This window comes from Sorangium sp. So ce836 (assembly GCF_028553905.1).
GTDB lineage: Bacteria > Myxococcota_A > Polyangia > Polyangiales > Polyangiaceae > Sorangium > Sorangium cellulosum_D.
This window is the reverse complement of record NZ_CP102233.1, coordinates 5,917,429-5,932,343: the sequence shown is the minus strand read 5'-3', so window position 1 is coordinate 5,932,343 and position 14,915 is coordinate 5,917,429. Positions and strand designations below refer to the sequence as shown.

Sequence of the window (14,915 nt, the reverse complement as noted above, 5' to 3'; positions counted from 1 at the left end):
CAGGAGACCCCACCGCGCCGCCGAGACCTGCGCGTCGGAGGAGGAGAGGCGGTTGAGAGCCCTGGTCGTCCGCGTCCGCTCGTGGGCTTGCGCGCTCCCGCTCACCGCCGTGGTCGAGACCATGCGCGCCCTCGACGTCCTGAGCGTCCCCGGCGCGCCGCGGTTCGTGCGGGGGCTGGCCGTCATCCGCGGGGCGCACGTGCCCGTGATCGACCTCGCGGCGCTGTTCGGCGTGGCCGACGGGCAGCGCGGGGCGCGCCTCGTCTCGGTCCGCGCCGGAGCGCGGCCGCTCTCGCTCGAGGTCGACGAGGTGCTCGGCATCAAGGCGCTCGACCCGGCCGCCCTGGAGCGGACTCCGCCGCTCGTCGCCCAGGCCCTGCCAGAATGCGTGGACAGCCTCGGCTCGCTCGACGGGCAGGCCATGGCGCTGCTCGAGACAGCGCGGCTCCTGCCCGAGGCCGCGTGGTCGGCCCTCCGAGGCACGGCATGAGCTCCGCCGAGCGCGACCTCGGCCCGCTCGAGGAGCTCCTGGAGGAGCGCCTCGGGCTCTCGCGCGCATCCCTGCACCTCGGCGCCGATCTCGAGGCCGTGCTGCGCGAGCGGATGCGCGCCCGGGGGTGCGCCGATCTGGGCGACTACCGGCGAGCGCTCGACCGGCCGGAGGTCGCCCGCGAGGAGCTCCACGTCCTCGCGGGCCAGCTCACGGTCGGGGAGACGTACTTCTTCCGGGAATGGCAGCAGATCGAGGCCTGCGTCGAGGTCGCCCTGCCGGAGCGCTTCGCCGCGCGCCAGGGCGGCGAGCCGATCACCGTGCTCTCGGCGGGCTGCGCCTCGGGCGAGGAGGCGTACACGCTGGCGATCGCGCTCCACACCGCGTACCCGGGGCTCCTGCCCCACCGGATCAAGGTCGTCGGCGTCGACGTCAACCCGGGCGCCATCCGGAAGGCGCAGCGGGCGCGGTACTCGGAGTGGACCCTGCGGGCGGTCCCGGACGACATGCGCCAGCGCTTCTTCACGCGCGCCGGGGCCGACGTGGCGCTGCGCCAGGAGATCGGGAGCCTCGTCGAGTTCCAGGTCCGGAACCTCCTCGACGACGACCCCGCCTTCTGGCGGCCCGGCGCGTTCGACGCGATCTTCTGCCGCAACGTCCTCATGTACTTCGCGCCGGAGAAGATGGCCGAGGTGCTCGACCGGTTCCACGGCGCGCTCGCGCCGCGCGGCTTCCTGTTCCTCGCCTCGAGCGAGTCGCTCCGCGCCGCGAACGCCGCGTTCGAGGCGGCGCACTCGCACGGCATCTTCTACTACCGGCGGAGCAGCGCGCCCCCCCGCCCCGCGCGCGGCGACGCCCCGCGCGCGAGCCGCTGGGTCGCGCGCATCCACGAGGCCTCCGCGCGCGTCGCCGAGGTGGCCCAGCGCGTGTCGCCGCCCCCGCGGGGCGACGCGCCGGCCCCTCCGACCGCGCGGCGCGCGCTCCCGTCGACGAGGCCGCCGTCGACGAGGCCGCCGTCGACGAGGCCGCCGTCGACGAGGCCGCCGTCGACGAGGCCGCCGTCGACGAGGCCCCCCTCGACGAGGCCCCCGGCGCTGGCCGAGCTCACGGCGATCGACAGGGCGCTGGAGCTCATCGGCGGCGAGCGGTTCACCGACGCGATGGCGGCGCTCGCGGCGCTGCCCCAGCGGGCCGCGCCGAGCGCCCGGGTCGAGCTCCTCCGCGCGGTGATCCTCTGCCAGCAGGGCGATCTGGCCCGCGCCGAGCGCGCCTGCCAGCGCACCCTCGACGCGGGCGACGCCGGGGACAGCGGCGCGGCCCACTACGTGCTCGGCCTCTGCCAGGAGCAGGCGGGCGACGCCGCGGGCGCCGCGCAGCACTACAAGGCCGCGGCGTCGCGCGATCCAAGCTTCGCCATGCCGCACCTCAGGCTCGGGCTGCTCGCGAAGCGCGCCGGCGACCTCGCGACCACCCGGGACGAGCTCGGCCGCGCGGCGGCGCTGCTCGTCGCGGAGCGGCAGGAGCGCCTCGTGCTGTTCGGCGGCGGCTTCCCGAGGTCGGCGCTGATCGGCCTCTGCCAGGCCGAGCTCACGGCCCGGGGAGGGCGCGCCGGATGAAGCGCGCCCAGCTCGCCGAGCGCCTCGCCGCGCTGCAGGCCGCCTTCGACGCGTCCTTCGCCGAGCCCGCGCGGACCCGCGCCGACGAGCCGGCGCGCGCGCTCGCCGTCCGGGCGGGCGACCGCAGGCTCCTCGTGCGCGTCGAGGAGCTCGCCGCCGTCGAGCCGTGCCGCCGGATCGTGCCGCTCGCCGGCGGCCCCCCGGGGCTGCTCGGGCTCGTCGGCCTCCGCGGCCGGCTCGCCGCGGCGTACGACCTCGCCGCGCTCGTCTCCGGCCGGTCGCGCGCCGGCGTGGACGCGGCGGCGGCAGGGCCGGCGCCGCGCTGGCTCCTCGTCTGCGCCGAGCACCCCGACATCGCGTTCGCGATCGACGAGATCGAGGGACATGCCAGCATCCCGCGCGAAGGCGCGCGCTCCGCCGCCGGCGAGCGCGAAGGCGCGGGCGAGCTCGTCACGGAGGCCGTCGAGGTCGACGGCGGGCCGCGGGGCCTCCTCCGCGTCGCCGCCGTCGCGGCCACCGTCCTGCGCAGGGCCCAGCGAGGGGCAGAGCGTCCCAAGGAAGATCGATGAAGACCAACTGGACCATCCCGCAGCAGATCGTCGCCAGCCTGTTCTTCCCCCTCGTCGTGCTGATCCTGCTGGGCGTCGTCTCCGTCCACAAGACGGCGAGCCTGCTCGAGATCAGCCAGGAGCTGAAGCAGACCTACCGGGTGCTCACCGAGCTCGACGAGCTCCACGCCCACTTCCTCGACGCGGAGACGGGGCAGCGGGGGTTCATCATCACCGGCGACGACGCGTTCCTGGAGCCCTACGAGATCGCGCTGCACTCGATCGACGCCGACTACGAGGAGCTGCGCCGGCTGACCGAGGGGAACCTGGGCGCGCAGGAGCGGCTCGACCGGCTCCGGCCGCTCATGCGGGAGAAGCTCGAGGAGATGCGCCTCTCGGTCGAGCAGCGCCGCCGCGAGGGCGCCGAGGCCGCGGCGGCGACCGTCGCGAGCGGCCGGGGCCGCCGCGCCATGGATGACATCCGCGCCGTCGCCGGCGAGCTCCGCGCCGAGGAGATGCGCGCCCTCGCGGCGCGGGAGCAGGAGGCCGCGGCGAGCGAGCAGCGCCTGCTCGTCACCCTCACCGCGGGCTCGGCGCTCACCGTCCTCGTCGTCGCCGCGGTCGGCTTCCTGATCATCCGCGGCATCAACCGCCGCATCCACTCGGCGACCCGCCGCATCGAGAGCTCCGCGACGGAGCTCCAGGCCGCCGCCACGCAGCAGGCGCAGGGCTCGAAGGAGCAGGCGACCACCTCGACCGAGGTCTCCGCCACCATGCGGGAGCTGCTCTCGACGTCCCACCAGATCGCCGAGAGCACGCAGCGGGTGACGCAGATCGCCGCCGACACCGCCGCGGCCGCGCGCGCCGGCGACGAGACCGTGAAGCGGGCGCGCGAGGGCATCGACGGCGTCCAGCGCCAGGTCGAGCAGATCGTCCTCCACATGCTCGATTTCGGCAAGAAATCCCAGGAGATCGGCGGGATCCTCCAGATCATCAACGAGCTCGCCGAGCAGACGAACATCCTCGCGATCAACGCGACCATCGAGGCGGCCGGCGCGGGGGACGCGGGCCGGCGCTTCGGGGTGGTCGCCGACGAGATCCGCAAGCTCGCCGACCGCGTGGGCGGCTCGACCAAGGAGATCCGCGCGCTCATCGAGGAGATCCGCGCGGCCGCGAACACGACCGTGATCGCGACGGAGAGCGGCTCGAAGGCGGTCGACGCGAGCGCGCGCCAGTTCGGCGAGGTCGCCACGAGCTTCCGGCAGATCTCGGAGCTCGTCAGCAGCACCGCCGAGGCGTCGCGCGAGATCGAGCTCAGCACCAAGCAGCAGGCCACGGCGGTCGAGCAGGTCAACGCGGCGCTGCTCGACGTGGCGCGCACCGCGCGCGAGACGGAGGCGAGCTCGTCGGTCACGCTGAAGACGTCCTCCGAGCTCGCGACGCTCTCGAAGGACCTCGTCCGCCTCATCCAGCGGCCAGCCGGGGCGTAGGAGCACCGCTTGGGAAGCGACCTCTACAAATACTTCCGAATGGAGGCCCAGGAGCTCGCGGACGGGCTCGCGTGGAGGTTGCTCGATCTCAAGGAGCAGGGCGGCCAGGGGGAGTCGCTCGACCAGTGCTTCCGGCTGGCGCACACGCTGAAGGGCGCCGCCGGCGCGGCCAAGCAGCTCAAGGTCGCCGAGCTCGCCCACACGGTCGAGGACGTGCTCACGCCGTTCCGGCGGGACCACCAGCCGATCCCGGCGGCGCACATGAGCGAGCTCATGCGGCTCATCGGGCTCATCCGCGACGAGGTGTCCCGCCTCGCCGCGGAGGAGCCCTGCGACCCCGAGCGCGGCCGCCCGGCCCGGCGCAGCGCGCACGAGGACGTGGCGCGGGTCGATCTCGCCCACGTGGGCGCGCTGGCCGACGAGATCGGCGAGGCCATCGTGCAGCTCGAGTCGCTGCGGAGCAGCGCGGAGGCGCTCGATCGGGCCGAGCGCCTCACGGAGGCGCTCGGGGCCGTGAGCTCGCCGGAGGAGGCGGTGCGCAACCTGGGGGAGCTCGGCGCGCGGCGGGCGGGGGGGCTGTACCGCGAGCTCTGCGCGGCGCTCGGCACCGCCCGCGCCGAGCTCGCGCGGGGCATCGACCGGCTCTCGACCGAGCTCCGGCAGGCGCAGGCGCGCACGCGCGAGCTGCAGCTCCTGCCGTGCGCCGGCGTGCTCGAGGCGGTCGAGCTCGCGGTGCGCGAGGCGGCGGAGTCGCTCGGCAAGCGCGTCGATTTCCAGGCGAGCGGCGGCGACATCCGGCTCGACAGCGCTGTGATCTCCGGGCTGCGGGACGCGGCGCTGCACATGGCGAGGAACGCGGTCGACCACGGGATCGAGCCCGAGGGCGCGCGCCGCGCCGCCGGGAAGCCGGCGGCCGGCCAGATCCGGCTCCGGGTCGAGCAGCGCGGCAGCCGGGTCGCCCTGGTCTGCAGCGACGACGGCCGCGGCGTCGACGTGGCCGCGGTCCGGAGGGCGGTCGTGCGCGCGGGGCTCCGCCGCGAGGAGGAGGCGTACGACCTCACCGCGGAGGACGCGCTGGAGCTCATCTTCGGGCCGGGGGTGAGCACGTGCGAGGCGATCACCTCGCTCTCGGGCCGCGGCGTCGGCCTCGACGTGGTGCGCGAGACGGCGGCGAAGCTGAGCGGCACGGCGAGCGCGCAGAGCCAGCCCGGGCGCGGGACCACGATCGAGCTCGTTGTCCCGATCTCCCTCTCGTCGGTGACCGCGCTGCGGATCGAGGACGGCGGCCACCTGGCGCTCCTGCCGCTCGACGCGGCGCGGCTCGCGCTCCGGCTCGAGGCGGGCGCGATCGTCCGCGGCCCGGAGCGCGACGCGATCGTGATCGAGGATCGCGTCGTGCCGTTCGCGCGCCTCGCCGCGGTGCTCGGCGCGGCGGAGCCGGAGGGCGAGCCGCGCTGCGCGGTGGTCGTCGGCGCGGGCCCGTCGCAGGCGGTGCTCGGGGCCGATCGCCTCCTCGGCGCCGTGCCCGTCATCGTGAAGCCGCTCCCCGCGGCGGCGGGGGCGCCGCCCGCGGCGCTCGGGGCGAGCCTCGACGTGCGCGGCGACCCGGTGCTGGTGCTCGATCCGCGCGGCCTGGTCGAGCTCGTGCGCGCCGCCGGCCCGAGCGGCGCGCCGAGGCGCGAGCGGCGCCCGCCGCCGCCGATCCTCGTCGTGGACGACTCGCTCACCACCCGGATGCTCGAGCAGAGCATCCTCGAGTCCGGCGGGTACGAGGTCGATCTCGCGTCCTCGGGCGAGGAGGGGCTGCGCAAGGCGGCCGAGCGGCGTTACGGCCTGTTCCTCGTGGACGTGGAGATGCCGGGGATGAGCGGCTTCCAGTTCGCCGAGCGCGTCCGCGCCGATCCGGCGCTGCGCGAGACGCCGCTCGTCATCGTGACGTCGCTGTCGTCGGCGGCCGATCGCCGCCGCGCCAGGGACGCGGGCGCGGACGACTACATCGTGAAGGGCGAGTTCGACCAGCGGCGGCTGCTCGACACCGTGGCGGAGCTCCTCGCTCGAGCGCGGGGGGCCCCGTCGTGAGCCGCGCGCCGCAGGCCGAGCCCCGCATCCCCTCGCGGAAGATCCGCGTGCTCGTCGCCGACGACTCGCGCACGGTCCGCAGGCGCATCGTCGGCGCGCTCGAGGCGGACCCGGAGATCGAGGTGGTCGGCGAGGCCGGCGACGGGGAGGCCGCGATCGCGCTGTGCGAGCAGCTGCGCCCCGACGTGCTCACGCTCGACATGATGATGCCCAAGGCGAGCGGGGTCGCGGTGACCGAGCACGTGATGGCCTACTGCCCCACGCCGATCCTCATCGTCTCGGCCTCGCTCGAGCGCGGGGAGGCGCTCGGGACGTTCGACGCGCTGGCCGCGGGCGCCGTGGACGTGCTCGACAAGCCGGCGGCCGGCGACGAGGGCGACGCCTGGGATCTGCGGCTCGTGAGCGCGGTGAAGCTCGTCGCGCGCATCAAGGTGATCACGCACCTGCGCAGGAAGCTCCGGCCCGCGCGCCCCCTGCCCGCCGCGGAGGCGCCGGGCGGCGCGCGCACGGATGACGGCTGGTGCCGGGTCATCGCGATGGGCGCCTCGACCGGGGGGCCGTCGGCCATCGTCGAGGCGCTGAGCCCGCTGCCGGCGTCGTTCCCCGTGCCCATCCTGCTCGTCCTGCACATCGGCGCGCCGTTCGCGCCGGCGTTCGCCGAGTGGCTGGCCGGGCGGCTCGCGATCCCGGTCTCGATCGCGGCCGACGGGGAGCCGCTCCCGCGCGCGGGCCGGCCCGGCGTGAGGCTGGCGCTGCCCGACCGGCACCTCGTGGTCCAGAAGGGGCGGCTCCGCCTGACCGACGGTCCGGAGCGGCACTCGTGCCGCCCCTCGGTCGACGTGCTCTTCGAGTCGATCGCGGTCGAGGTGGGCGAGCGCGCCGTCGGCTGCCTGCTCACGGGCATGGGCCGCGACGGCGCCGAGGGGATGCTCGCCATGAAGCGCGCGGGGGCGACGACCCTCGCCCAGGACGAACCGTCGTCGGTCGTGTTCGGGATGCCGCGGGAGGCCATCGCGCGGGGCGCGGCGCAGCACGTCTTATCCGCAGGGGCCATCGGCCCTACTTTGCTGGCGCTGTCCAGGAGCAGAAGGGAATCGCCATGAAGCCGCACGTCCTGATCGTCGATGACAGCCTCACGATACGCATGGATCTCCGGAGCCTGCTCAGCACGGGCGCCGGGTTCGTGGTGACGGCGTGCGAGACAAAGGCGCTTGCCCAGAAGGTCCTGAGGACGAGGGCGTTCTCCCTGGTGATCCTCGACGTGCTCCTGCCGGACGGCGACGGGCTCGACCTCCTCCGGGAGATCCGCACCTCGGAGGATCTCGCGCAGACGCCGGTCATCCTGCTGTCCACCGAGATCGAGGTGAGGCACCGGATCCACGGGCTGAGCATGGGCGCCGACGAGTACGTCGGGAAGCCGTACGACGGGAGCTACCTCGTGCATCGGGCGACGGAGCTCGTGAGCGAGCGAAGCAGCGCGCGCCGCGCGGCGGAGGGCGGCGGCTCGGGCCTGAGCGGCAAGAAGATCCTCGTCGTGGACGACAGCCCCACGTACCGCGCCTCGCTCGCGCACGTCCTGCGGCAAGACGGCTGCGACGTCATCCCGGCGCAGTCGGGCGAGGAGGCGCTGAGCCTGCTCTCCGTCGAGGGGGTCGACTGCGTGATCATGGACCTCCTGATGCCGGGGATGGGCGGCCTGGAGGCCGCGCGGCGGATCAAGCAATCGAGCGGCACGAGCCACATCCCCGTGGTCATCCTGACGGGGCACGACGACGCCGCGACGCGGGCGGAGGGCGCGCGCATCGGCGTCGACGACTTCGTGCTGAAGGCGCCCGAGCTGACGATGCTGCGGTCGCGGCTGCGGGGCCTGTTCCGGAGCAGGCCAGCTCCGGCCGCGGGCGGCGGGGCCGCCGCGCGGCGCGCCGGGAGCAGCCCGGATCTGCCACCGCCGAGCTCGCGCGCCGGCAGCCGCGCGCGCAGCGTGTTCCCGGGGGCCGGCACGCTGTTCGATCAGGTCGTCGCGGTGAGCGGGCTCTCGAGCGTGATCGGGCCGAGCACCATCGTGCGGGCGTGCCGGCGCGCGGGCATCGAGCCGTGGTCGATGTCGCCCGAGGACCTCCACCGCGCGCTGCCGGCCATCCGCGAGACGCTGCGCATGTTCCTGAACGAGGAGGACTCCGAGCGCGGCATCGCGGCCATCAGCCTGCTCGCGCGCGACGCGGCGTCCGCCGCGAGCTGAGCGGGCTCGCTGGGCCCCGCTACTCCGCGAAGACGTCGTCGAGGGAGCTTTCGCTCATCGCGCGCATCAGCCAGCGGTGCAGCATCGCCGGCTCCTGACAGGACAGCACGCGAGCGCGCACCGGCTCCGGACACGGGCGCCCGCGCATCTCCAGCGCCGCCAGGAGCGCCTCCCTCAGGCCCAGCATGGCCTGCTCGGCCTGCGCCTGGGCCTGCTCGGCTCTCGTCTCCAGATCGCTCATCATTCCCTGGAGCCGATCGATGAGGTCGGCGGAGCCGAACAGCTCGGCCATGCCGTAAAAGAACTGGAGCTTGCCGCCGCTGACGGCCAGATCGAGGCCCAGCACCGCCGATGAGTAACGTCCCATCTGCGGCACGATGCGCTGGTAGCGCGGCGCATCCGGGCCTGGCAAGCGGTAGCCGTGGACCTGCTGCCGCAGCCGGTCGTACACGAAATACTCCGGGATGCGCAGCCGCGCGTAGCGCTCGACGTTCGCGACGAGATCCTTGTTTCTATCGCCCTGGTGGAGCACCTTGAGGACGAGGCTCAGGCCTCTGCCCTCCTCCGCCACCACCCAGGCCATTCGCGGGTCGTCCTCGGGCTGCGGGACGTCCAGCACCGCGAGGATATCCGGGACGAAGACGTCTTCGCCCGGGTAGAGCACCGCCAGCTCCTCGGCCAGATAGATGACGCGGCCCGTCGAGCCGAAGTGCAGCGTCAGCATGTCGATCGCCCGCCCCTTGGCTTTCTGGTGAGGACGCCCTTCGGCCATCGCGCTCCGCGGGTCCGACAGGCTCTCGAGGATCCCCACCAGCAGCCGCTCGCGCTCTGCGGGCGTCATGGCGCGCCACTCCTCTTCCGTCGGCGCCACCAGCGGAGGGCGAGGCGTTTCGGAGGCGGGGTGAACCATGCCAGGACCCTAGCACCAAACGCAGCCGCGGCGGGCAAGGCCCCGGGCGCCCCGCGCCGGACTGCCGCCGGCGTGCGTCGGCGCCGTCAAGCACGTCAACCCGCGGTTGACTGGGCGAGCTCACGGCGCGCCGCGACAACGGCTCTGGCGCCGTGAGCGCGGCTTCCAGCGGGCGGGAATGCCCGCCGGCGGGCGGCTCGGAGGAGGCGGCACCGACATTGCTTGTCGCCCCATCACGAACGAGGTGCGGCGCCGCGGTCCGGCGGCCGGCACCTCACGCGTGGTCTGGGCTGCGCGATGCGCCGGGCCGCGCGCGCATCGAGCGCGGCGACGGTGAGCCGCGGTGAGCGGCGGTTGCCGGCCCGAGCTCGGCGCCTGGAGCGCCCGGGTGCGGTGGCTCGACTAGAAAGGATGTGTTCATGAAAGGCGCTGTTCTCTCGTTGGTCCTCCTGGGTTGCGCGGTGCTGGTCGGCTGCTCCGGCGCAGCGAGCTCGCCCGGGCCGAGCGAGGACGCAGCCGGACAGGGCGGCACTGGAGGCGGCGGCGGCAGCCCGGGCAGCACGAGCGGGCAAGGCGGCGGCGCGACCTCGGTCGGCCACGGCAGCGCTTCGGGCGCGGGCGGCAGCGGCAGCGGCGCTGGCACCGGTGCGGGCGGCCAGGGCGGCGGCGCGGCCTCGAGCGGCCACGGCGGAGCGGGCGGCTCGGCCATCGTCGGCTCGGGCGGCGCCGGTGGTTCGGGACCCGTCGAGGACGCGGGCACGGTGATCAAGGTGACGACCCTCGACGCGGACGGCCCGGGGTCGCTGCGCGAGGCGATCGAGGCGCCTGGCCGACGCATCATCGTGTTCGAGGTCGGCGGGATCATCGATCTGAACAGGGCCCGACTCGATATCACCGAGCCGTTCGTCACGATCGCCGGCCAGACCGCGCCCTCGCCGGGCATCACGCTGATCCGCGGCGGGATGAGGATCAGCACGCACGACGTGCGGATCCAGCACCTCCGCTTCCGCATGGGCGACGCCGGCGCCGCGCCGGCGTCCGGGTTCGAGCCCGACGTCACGACCGACGGCGCCTCGGCGCACGACATCGTGATCGACCACTGCTCGGTGGCCTGGGGCGTCGACGAGAACCTGTCGGTCTCCGGCCCCCGCTTCGACGGCCCCGCCGGCACCTCGCGCCGCGTCACCCTCAGCAACAACATCATCGCCGAAGGGCTCGCCGAGTCGATCCACGAGAAGGGCTCCCACTCGATGGGCACTCTCGTGCACGATCACTGCACCGACGTCACCGTCGTCGGCAATCTCTACGCCCACAACAACGAGCGAAACCCCTGGTACAAGGGGTTCGCGACCGGGGCGATCGTGAACAACGTCGTCTATGACCCCGGCAAATGGGCCATGCGGCTCGGCCCCGTCGTCCGGGAGTGGGAGAGCTCGGGCGTCACGCCCGAACCCCCCAGGGTCAGCATCGTCGGCAACTACATGCGGCACGGCGTGAGCACGATTCCAGGGCTCCCGATGGTGGGCACCAACTCGATGGGATCCGCCTACATCGAGGACAACATCGCCGTGGATACCCTCGGCGCAGCGGCGCCCATCGCCTCCCCGCAGATCGTCGTCCTCCCCGAGAAGCCCGCGTGGCCCGAGGGCCTCGTGGCGATGCCCGCGGCGTCGGTCCTGGACGCGGTGCTCGCGCACGCGGGCGCGCGGCCCAGGGAGCGCGACGAGGTCGATCTGCGCATCGTCGCAGAGGTCGTGTCCGGCGGCGGCATGCTCGTGGACAGCCAGGACGAGGTGGGGGGCTACCCGACGGCAGCGCCGACCGCGCGGCCGCTGGTCGTCCCGGCCGAGGACATCGAGGGCTGGCTCGAGCGCCTCGCCGACGAGCTCGAATAGCGGGCGTCGCCCGCGCCGTCGCCGAGCCCCGGCGCGCGAGGCTGCCGCTCCCCACGAGCAGCGGCCTCGCGGTGGTCGCTCGGTGACGTCACCAGGATTCCGCTACCAGGAGGCATCATGCTGAGAGGATCATCGATCTATTCCGTCGTCGTGTTGGCAGCGCTCTCCGGCTGTGCGTCGGGCATCGAAAGCGACAGCAGCAGCAGCAGCGGCGAGCCGAGCTCGGGCGAGCCGAGCCCCGTCGAGCCCGGGTACGGCGACGGGACCGAAGACCCGGGCGGCGTTCCGGGAGACCTCGACCCCGACGCGGACCCCGGCGAGAGCGTGGACTGCGGGCGGCAGAACTTCGATGTCGAGCGCAGGCCGGCCAGCATCCTCTTGGTCCTCGACCGCTCCGCGTCGATGCAGGACGATCCGAGCGGGGACGAGGGCACGCCGACGAAATGGGAGCTCGTCGTGCCCGCCTTGCAGGAGGTGATCGCGGCGACGAACGAGGCGGCCTCCTGGGGCCTGAAGGTGTTCCCGCAGGGCGACAGGACAGGCTCGTGCACGGAGGAGAGCTTCCCGCGCGATATCCTGATCCCGATCTCGGACAACAACGCGCCCACGGTGAACCAGGCGATCTCGAGCACGACCCCCGAGGGGGACGGCACGCCCACGGGCGACGCCATCAACGAGGCGGTCGAGTACCTGCGATCGATCCAGAACGACGACCCCAAATACATCCTGCTGGCGACGGACGGCGACCCGTCGTGCCCCAAGAGCGACTCGGACGAGTTCGCGGTGCAGGCGGTGACGAACGCCGCCGCCGCCGGCTTCCACACGTTCGTGGTCGGGATCGCCTCGCAGCAGAGCAAGGTGAAGGCGCTCAACGGCCTCGCCGTCGCGGGGCTCGAGCCGCGAGCGGACCCGGATCCGCTCGCGCCCAAGTTCTACCTCGCGGCCACGAAGGACGAGCTCGTGACGTCGCTGCTGACGATCACGGGAGAGGTCTCGACCTGCCTGTTCCCGCTGAGCGCGCCCCCGCCGAACCCGGACCACGTCGGCGTGTTCGTCGGGGATCAGGCGGTCATGCAGGACACCACGGGGATGAACGGCTGGAATTACACGGGGCCCGACATGACGACCATCCAGCTGTACGGCGCCGCGTGCGAGCAGGTGGCGAGCAGCGGCGCCGGCTCGGTCAAGGTGATCTTCGGCTGCAAGGACGACCCGATCTACTGAGCCGCCGGGCGCGCTCCGCCCGCGCGCGGAGCGCCGGCGCGTCAACCGCGATCGTCAACCGGTGTCGACCCCGCGTTGACACGGAGGCCGCAACCCACGCCCGCGCCGCAGCCCGACGCCCCGCGGCGCCCCCTGGATCGCCGCTTGCATTCTCGTCGACCGCCGACCGCCGACCGCCGACCGCCGACCGCCGACCGCGGACCGCGTAGACCGCTTCGACCGCGCGGCCCGCTCGACGACGTGGAGCGTGGTTTCGTGATTGCCCCCTCGACGGGGTTGCGTCGAGAGATCGACGGGCGCCGGCCGGCGTCGTGCACGCGCTCCAGGACGCGGGTCGTCCATCGTGAATCCAGAAGAGAGGTAGCGAGATGAGATTCGGATTGAAGTCAGCTTTCACTTTGCTGCTCGTGCTCGGCGCCGCCGGCGCCTTCCAGCTCGGCTGTTCGGACGACGCGGCGACGCCGGACGACGGCGAAGGGGGCAGCAGCTCGAGCAGCAGCGCCATCGCCAGCGGCGGGAGCACGACCACGGGGAGCGGCGGCGGCGGCGGCAGCCCGAGCAGCACGTCGGCGAGCAGCACGTCGGCGAGCACCACGGCCGCGAGCAGCACGTCGGCGAGCACCACGGCCGCGAGCAGCACGGCCGCGAGCACCACGGGCAGCGGCACCGGCGGCGCGGGCGGCGAGGAGCCGCTCGGCGACGAGATCCCGATGGAGATCCCGACGCCCACGAACGGCGCCGGCGAGATCAGGACCCAGACGACGGTGCTGAAGAACGCCGCCAACGGCGGGCAGAACGTCTACGACTTCAACAACCAGAAGATCGGCGTGAACAACACCGCCGATTGCGACGACGGCGAGGGCCAGAAGACGGTGTTCGAGGTCGAGGACGGGGTCACCGTCAAGAACCTCATCATCGCGGGCGGCCTGCCCGCCGGCAACGGCATCGTCTGCAAGGGCGACTGCACCCTCGATCACGTCTACTGGGAGGACGTCTGCGAGGACGCGGCGACCAACAGCAAGGACGGCGCGACGATGCGGATCAACAGCTCGATCGCCCTGCACTCCGCCGACAAGATCTTCCAGCACAACGCCAAGGGCGGCTCCACGACCATCGTCACGAACTCGTACATCGCCGACTTCGGGAAGCTCTGGCGCTCCTGCGGCGACTGCACCGCCAACGGCGGCCCGCGCAACCTGATCCTCGACAACGTCCGAGTGGACAAGGTCAAGACGACGGTCGCGGGCGCGAACCAGAACTACGGGGACACGGTCACGATCACGAACCTCTACGTCAAGGGGGGATACAACGAGCGGGACGACAAGCCGAAGATCTGCCAGGAGTACCGGGCCGTCACCGACCACATGGGCGAGTCGGAGAAGCTCCACGGCGGCGCGAGCCAGTGGAACACCGCCACGTGCCACGTGAGCAAGAGCGACATCAAGAGCTGGTGAGCGCGCAACCGCGCGAGCGGCGGCGCCCGCTCCGCTCTGCCCCGCTCCGTTACGACCCCACCCCGAGCTTGCGGCGCAGGTTGTCGCGCGCGCGCGCCTCGAGGCGCCCCCGGAAATACGGCGACAGGAAGATGTGCTCCGCCGCGAGCAGCCGCTCGAAGAAGGCGCGCCGGCCCGCGGCGTAGCGCTCGGGCGGCACGGCGCCGTACTCCGCGGCGATCGCCCGGTCGTACGCGTCGAACGCCGCCGCGTCGCTGCCCAGGATGGCCATGTCGCAGTCGAGGAACAGCGCCTCGTCCTCGCCCACGTCCGCGGGCGCGAGCGATCCGTGGCGCGCGGTGAGCAGGATGAGCCGCGCGATGAGGCCCTCGTCGAGCCCCTCGCCGGGGAGCCAGCGCGCGACGGCCTCGCGCGCGAGCTCGGCGCTGCGCTCCTCGTTGTCGCGGCGGCCGGGCGCGTACACGGCGTCGTGGAAGAGCGCGGCCAGGAACACCTCGCGCGGCCGCCGCCAGCCGACGTCGCGGCCGACCTCGGCCACCCGGCGCAACACCTCGCGCACGTGGGCCAGGTCGTGGTACGCGCGCCCCGGCTCGCCGTAGGCCGCGCGCACGGCGCTCCACAGCGGCTCCGGTAGGACGAGCCCGCCCGGCGCCTCCGGCGGCGCGCCGCCGGCGTCCGCGTCGGCGCGCGCCTCTTCGGCCGCGCCCGCGGGCGCCTCGCCCGCTTCGCTCGCCGCGCCCGCGCCGCCCGGCCTCGCGGGAGCGGTCACGCGAGCACCAGGTCCTCGGGGCGGAACAGCTCCCCGTCGCACGTGGCGATGCGGCCCTTCTCCGTGGCCTTCGCGTGGCGCGTGGAGCGGGTGACGCACTGGGACAGGGTCTTGGCCTCGGCCGGCGTGAGCTCGAGCATCGGCGCGAGGATACCCCGGCGCGGGCCGTTCAGCGCCCGGGGCGCACCGCGCGCTGGAAAT

The 14,915-nt window shown here is 73.8% G+C and carries 13 protein-coding genes; 10 read left to right on the top strand and 3 right to left on the bottom strand.

Annotated elements, in window-relative coordinates:
• The first annotated feature begins 52 nt into the window (after positions 1–52).
• From NQZ70_RS21425 to NQZ70_RS21395, 7 genes are read left to right on the top strand one after another with little or no spacing between them, the layout of a single operon-like run.
• Positions 53–490 carry a chemotaxis protein CheW gene (locus tag NQZ70_RS21425; RefSeq protein WP_061621928.1) on the top strand — a complete coding sequence of 146 codons (438 nt, stop codon included), beginning with the start codon at positions 53–55 and terminating at the stop codon, positions 488–490.
• On the top strand, positions 487–2,106 hold the full coding sequence (locus NQZ70_RS21420; protein WP_165374087.1) for a protein-glutamate O-methyltransferase CheR: 1,620 nt from the start codon (positions 487–489) through the stop codon (positions 2,104–2,106). The genes NQZ70_RS21425 and NQZ70_RS21420 overlap by 4 nt, the downstream gene beginning before the upstream one ends.
• Positions 2,103–2,675: a chemotaxis protein CheW gene (locus tag NQZ70_RS21415; protein ID WP_129575864.1), complete on the top strand. Its 573-nt coding sequence runs from the start codon at positions 2,103–2,105 to the stop codon at positions 2,673–2,675. The genes NQZ70_RS21420 and NQZ70_RS21415 overlap by 4 nt, the downstream gene beginning before the upstream one ends.
• Positions 2,672–4,144: a CHASE3 domain-containing protein gene (locus NQZ70_RS21410; RefSeq protein ID WP_129575863.1), complete on the top strand. Its 1,473-nt coding sequence runs from the start codon at positions 2,672–2,674 to the stop codon at positions 4,142–4,144. Before NQZ70_RS21415 ends, NQZ70_RS21410 begins: the two co-directional genes overlap by 4 nt.
• Before the next feature lie 9 nt (positions 4,145–4,153).
• Entirely contained in the window at positions 4,154–6,223 is a 2,070-nt protein-coding gene (locus tag NQZ70_RS21405) for a response regulator (protein WP_129575862.1), read from the top strand.
• Complete coding sequence (gene cheB, locus NQZ70_RS21400; protein WP_129575861.1) at positions 6,220–7,326, top strand: chemotaxis-specific protein-glutamate methyltransferase CheB; 1,107 nt, start codon at positions 6,220–6,222, stop codon at positions 7,324–7,326. The genes NQZ70_RS21405 and cheB overlap by 4 nt, the downstream gene beginning before the upstream one ends.
• Positions 7,323–8,462 carry a response regulator gene (locus NQZ70_RS21395; protein ID WP_129575860.1) on the top strand — a complete coding sequence of 380 codons (1,140 nt, stop codon included), beginning with the start codon at positions 7,323–7,325 and terminating at the stop codon, positions 8,460–8,462. The genes cheB and NQZ70_RS21395 overlap by 4 nt, the downstream gene beginning before the upstream one ends.
• A gap of 19 nt (positions 8,463–8,481) precedes the next feature.
• Here NQZ70_RS21395 and NQZ70_RS21390 read toward each other — a convergent pair whose 3' ends face one another.
• Positions 8,482–9,303 carry a Uma2 family endonuclease gene (locus NQZ70_RS21390; protein WP_129575859.1) on the bottom strand — a complete coding sequence of 274 codons (822 nt, stop codon included), beginning with the start codon at positions 9,301–9,303 and terminating at the stop codon, positions 8,482–8,484.
• Positions 9,304–9,791: 488 nt separating this feature from the next.
• Between NQZ70_RS21390 and NQZ70_RS21385 the strand changes: the two genes are divergently transcribed.
• The 3 genes from NQZ70_RS21385 (at position 9,792) to NQZ70_RS21375 (ending at position 13,945) form a co-directional block, all read left to right on the top strand.
• Positions 9,792–11,267, top strand: a complete 1,476-nt coding sequence (locus NQZ70_RS21385) for a polysaccharide lyase family 1 protein (RefSeq protein WP_237245488.1) — start codon at positions 9,792–9,794, stop codon at positions 11,265–11,267.
• Positions 11,268–11,384: 117 nt separating this feature from the next.
• On the top strand, positions 11,385–12,491 hold the full coding sequence (locus NQZ70_RS21380) for a VWA domain-containing protein (protein WP_129575858.1): 1,107 nt from the start codon (positions 11,385–11,387) through the stop codon (positions 12,489–12,491).
• Positions 12,492–12,871: 380 nt separating this feature from the next.
• Positions 12,872–13,945 (top strand): pectate lyase, encoded by a 1,074-nt coding sequence (locus NQZ70_RS21375; RefSeq protein ID WP_237245487.1) that lies wholly within the window; start codon positions 12,872–12,874, stop codon positions 13,943–13,945.
• A gap of 49 nt (positions 13,946–13,994) precedes the next feature.
• On the opposite strand, the gene NQZ70_RS21370 is transcribed toward NQZ70_RS21375, so the two are convergent.
• Positions 13,995–14,714: a hypothetical protein gene (locus NQZ70_RS21370; protein WP_207217910.1), complete on the bottom strand. Its 720-nt coding sequence runs from the start codon at positions 14,712–14,714 to the stop codon at positions 13,995–13,997.
• On the bottom strand, positions 14,711–14,854 hold the full coding sequence (locus NQZ70_RS21365; RefSeq protein ID WP_165373704.1) for a hypothetical protein: 144 nt from the start codon (positions 14,852–14,854) through the stop codon (positions 14,711–14,713). The genes NQZ70_RS21370 and NQZ70_RS21365 overlap by 4 nt, the downstream gene beginning before the upstream one ends.
• Positions 14,855–14,915 lie beyond the last annotated feature (61 nt).

Excerpts from the sequence above, each read along its gene's own strand:
- NQZ70_RS21390 (WP_129575859.1), bottom strand. The coding sequence starts at position 9,303 with ATGACGCCCGCAGAGCGCGAGCGGCTGCTGGTGGGGATCCTCGAGAGC.
- NQZ70_RS21380 (WP_129575858.1), top strand. The coding sequence starts at position 11,385 with ATGCTGAGAGGATCATCGATCTATTCCGTCGTCGTGTTGGCAGCGCTC.
- NQZ70_RS21395 (WP_129575860.1), top strand. The coding sequence starts at position 7,323 with ATGAAGCCGCACGTCCTGATCGTCGATGACAGCCTCACGATACGCATG.
- NQZ70_RS21415 (WP_129575864.1), top strand. The coding sequence starts at position 2,103 with ATGAAGCGCGCCCAGCTCGCCGAGCGCCTCGCCGCGCTGCAGGCCGCC.
- NQZ70_RS21365 (WP_165373704.1), bottom strand. The coding sequence starts at position 14,854 with ATGCTCGAGCTCACGCCGGCCGAGGCCAAGACCCTGTCCCAGTGCGTC.
- NQZ70_RS21410 (WP_129575863.1), top strand. The coding sequence starts at position 2,672 with ATGAAGACCAACTGGACCATCCCGCAGCAGATCGTCGCCAGCCTGTTC.
- NQZ70_RS21420 (WP_165374087.1), top strand. The coding sequence starts at position 487 with ATGAGCTCCGCCGAGCGCGACCTCGGCCCGCTCGAGGAGCTCCTGGAG.
- NQZ70_RS21385 (WP_237245488.1), top strand. The coding sequence starts at position 9,792 with ATGAAAGGCGCTGTTCTCTCGTTGGTCCTCCTGGGTTGCGCGGTGCTG.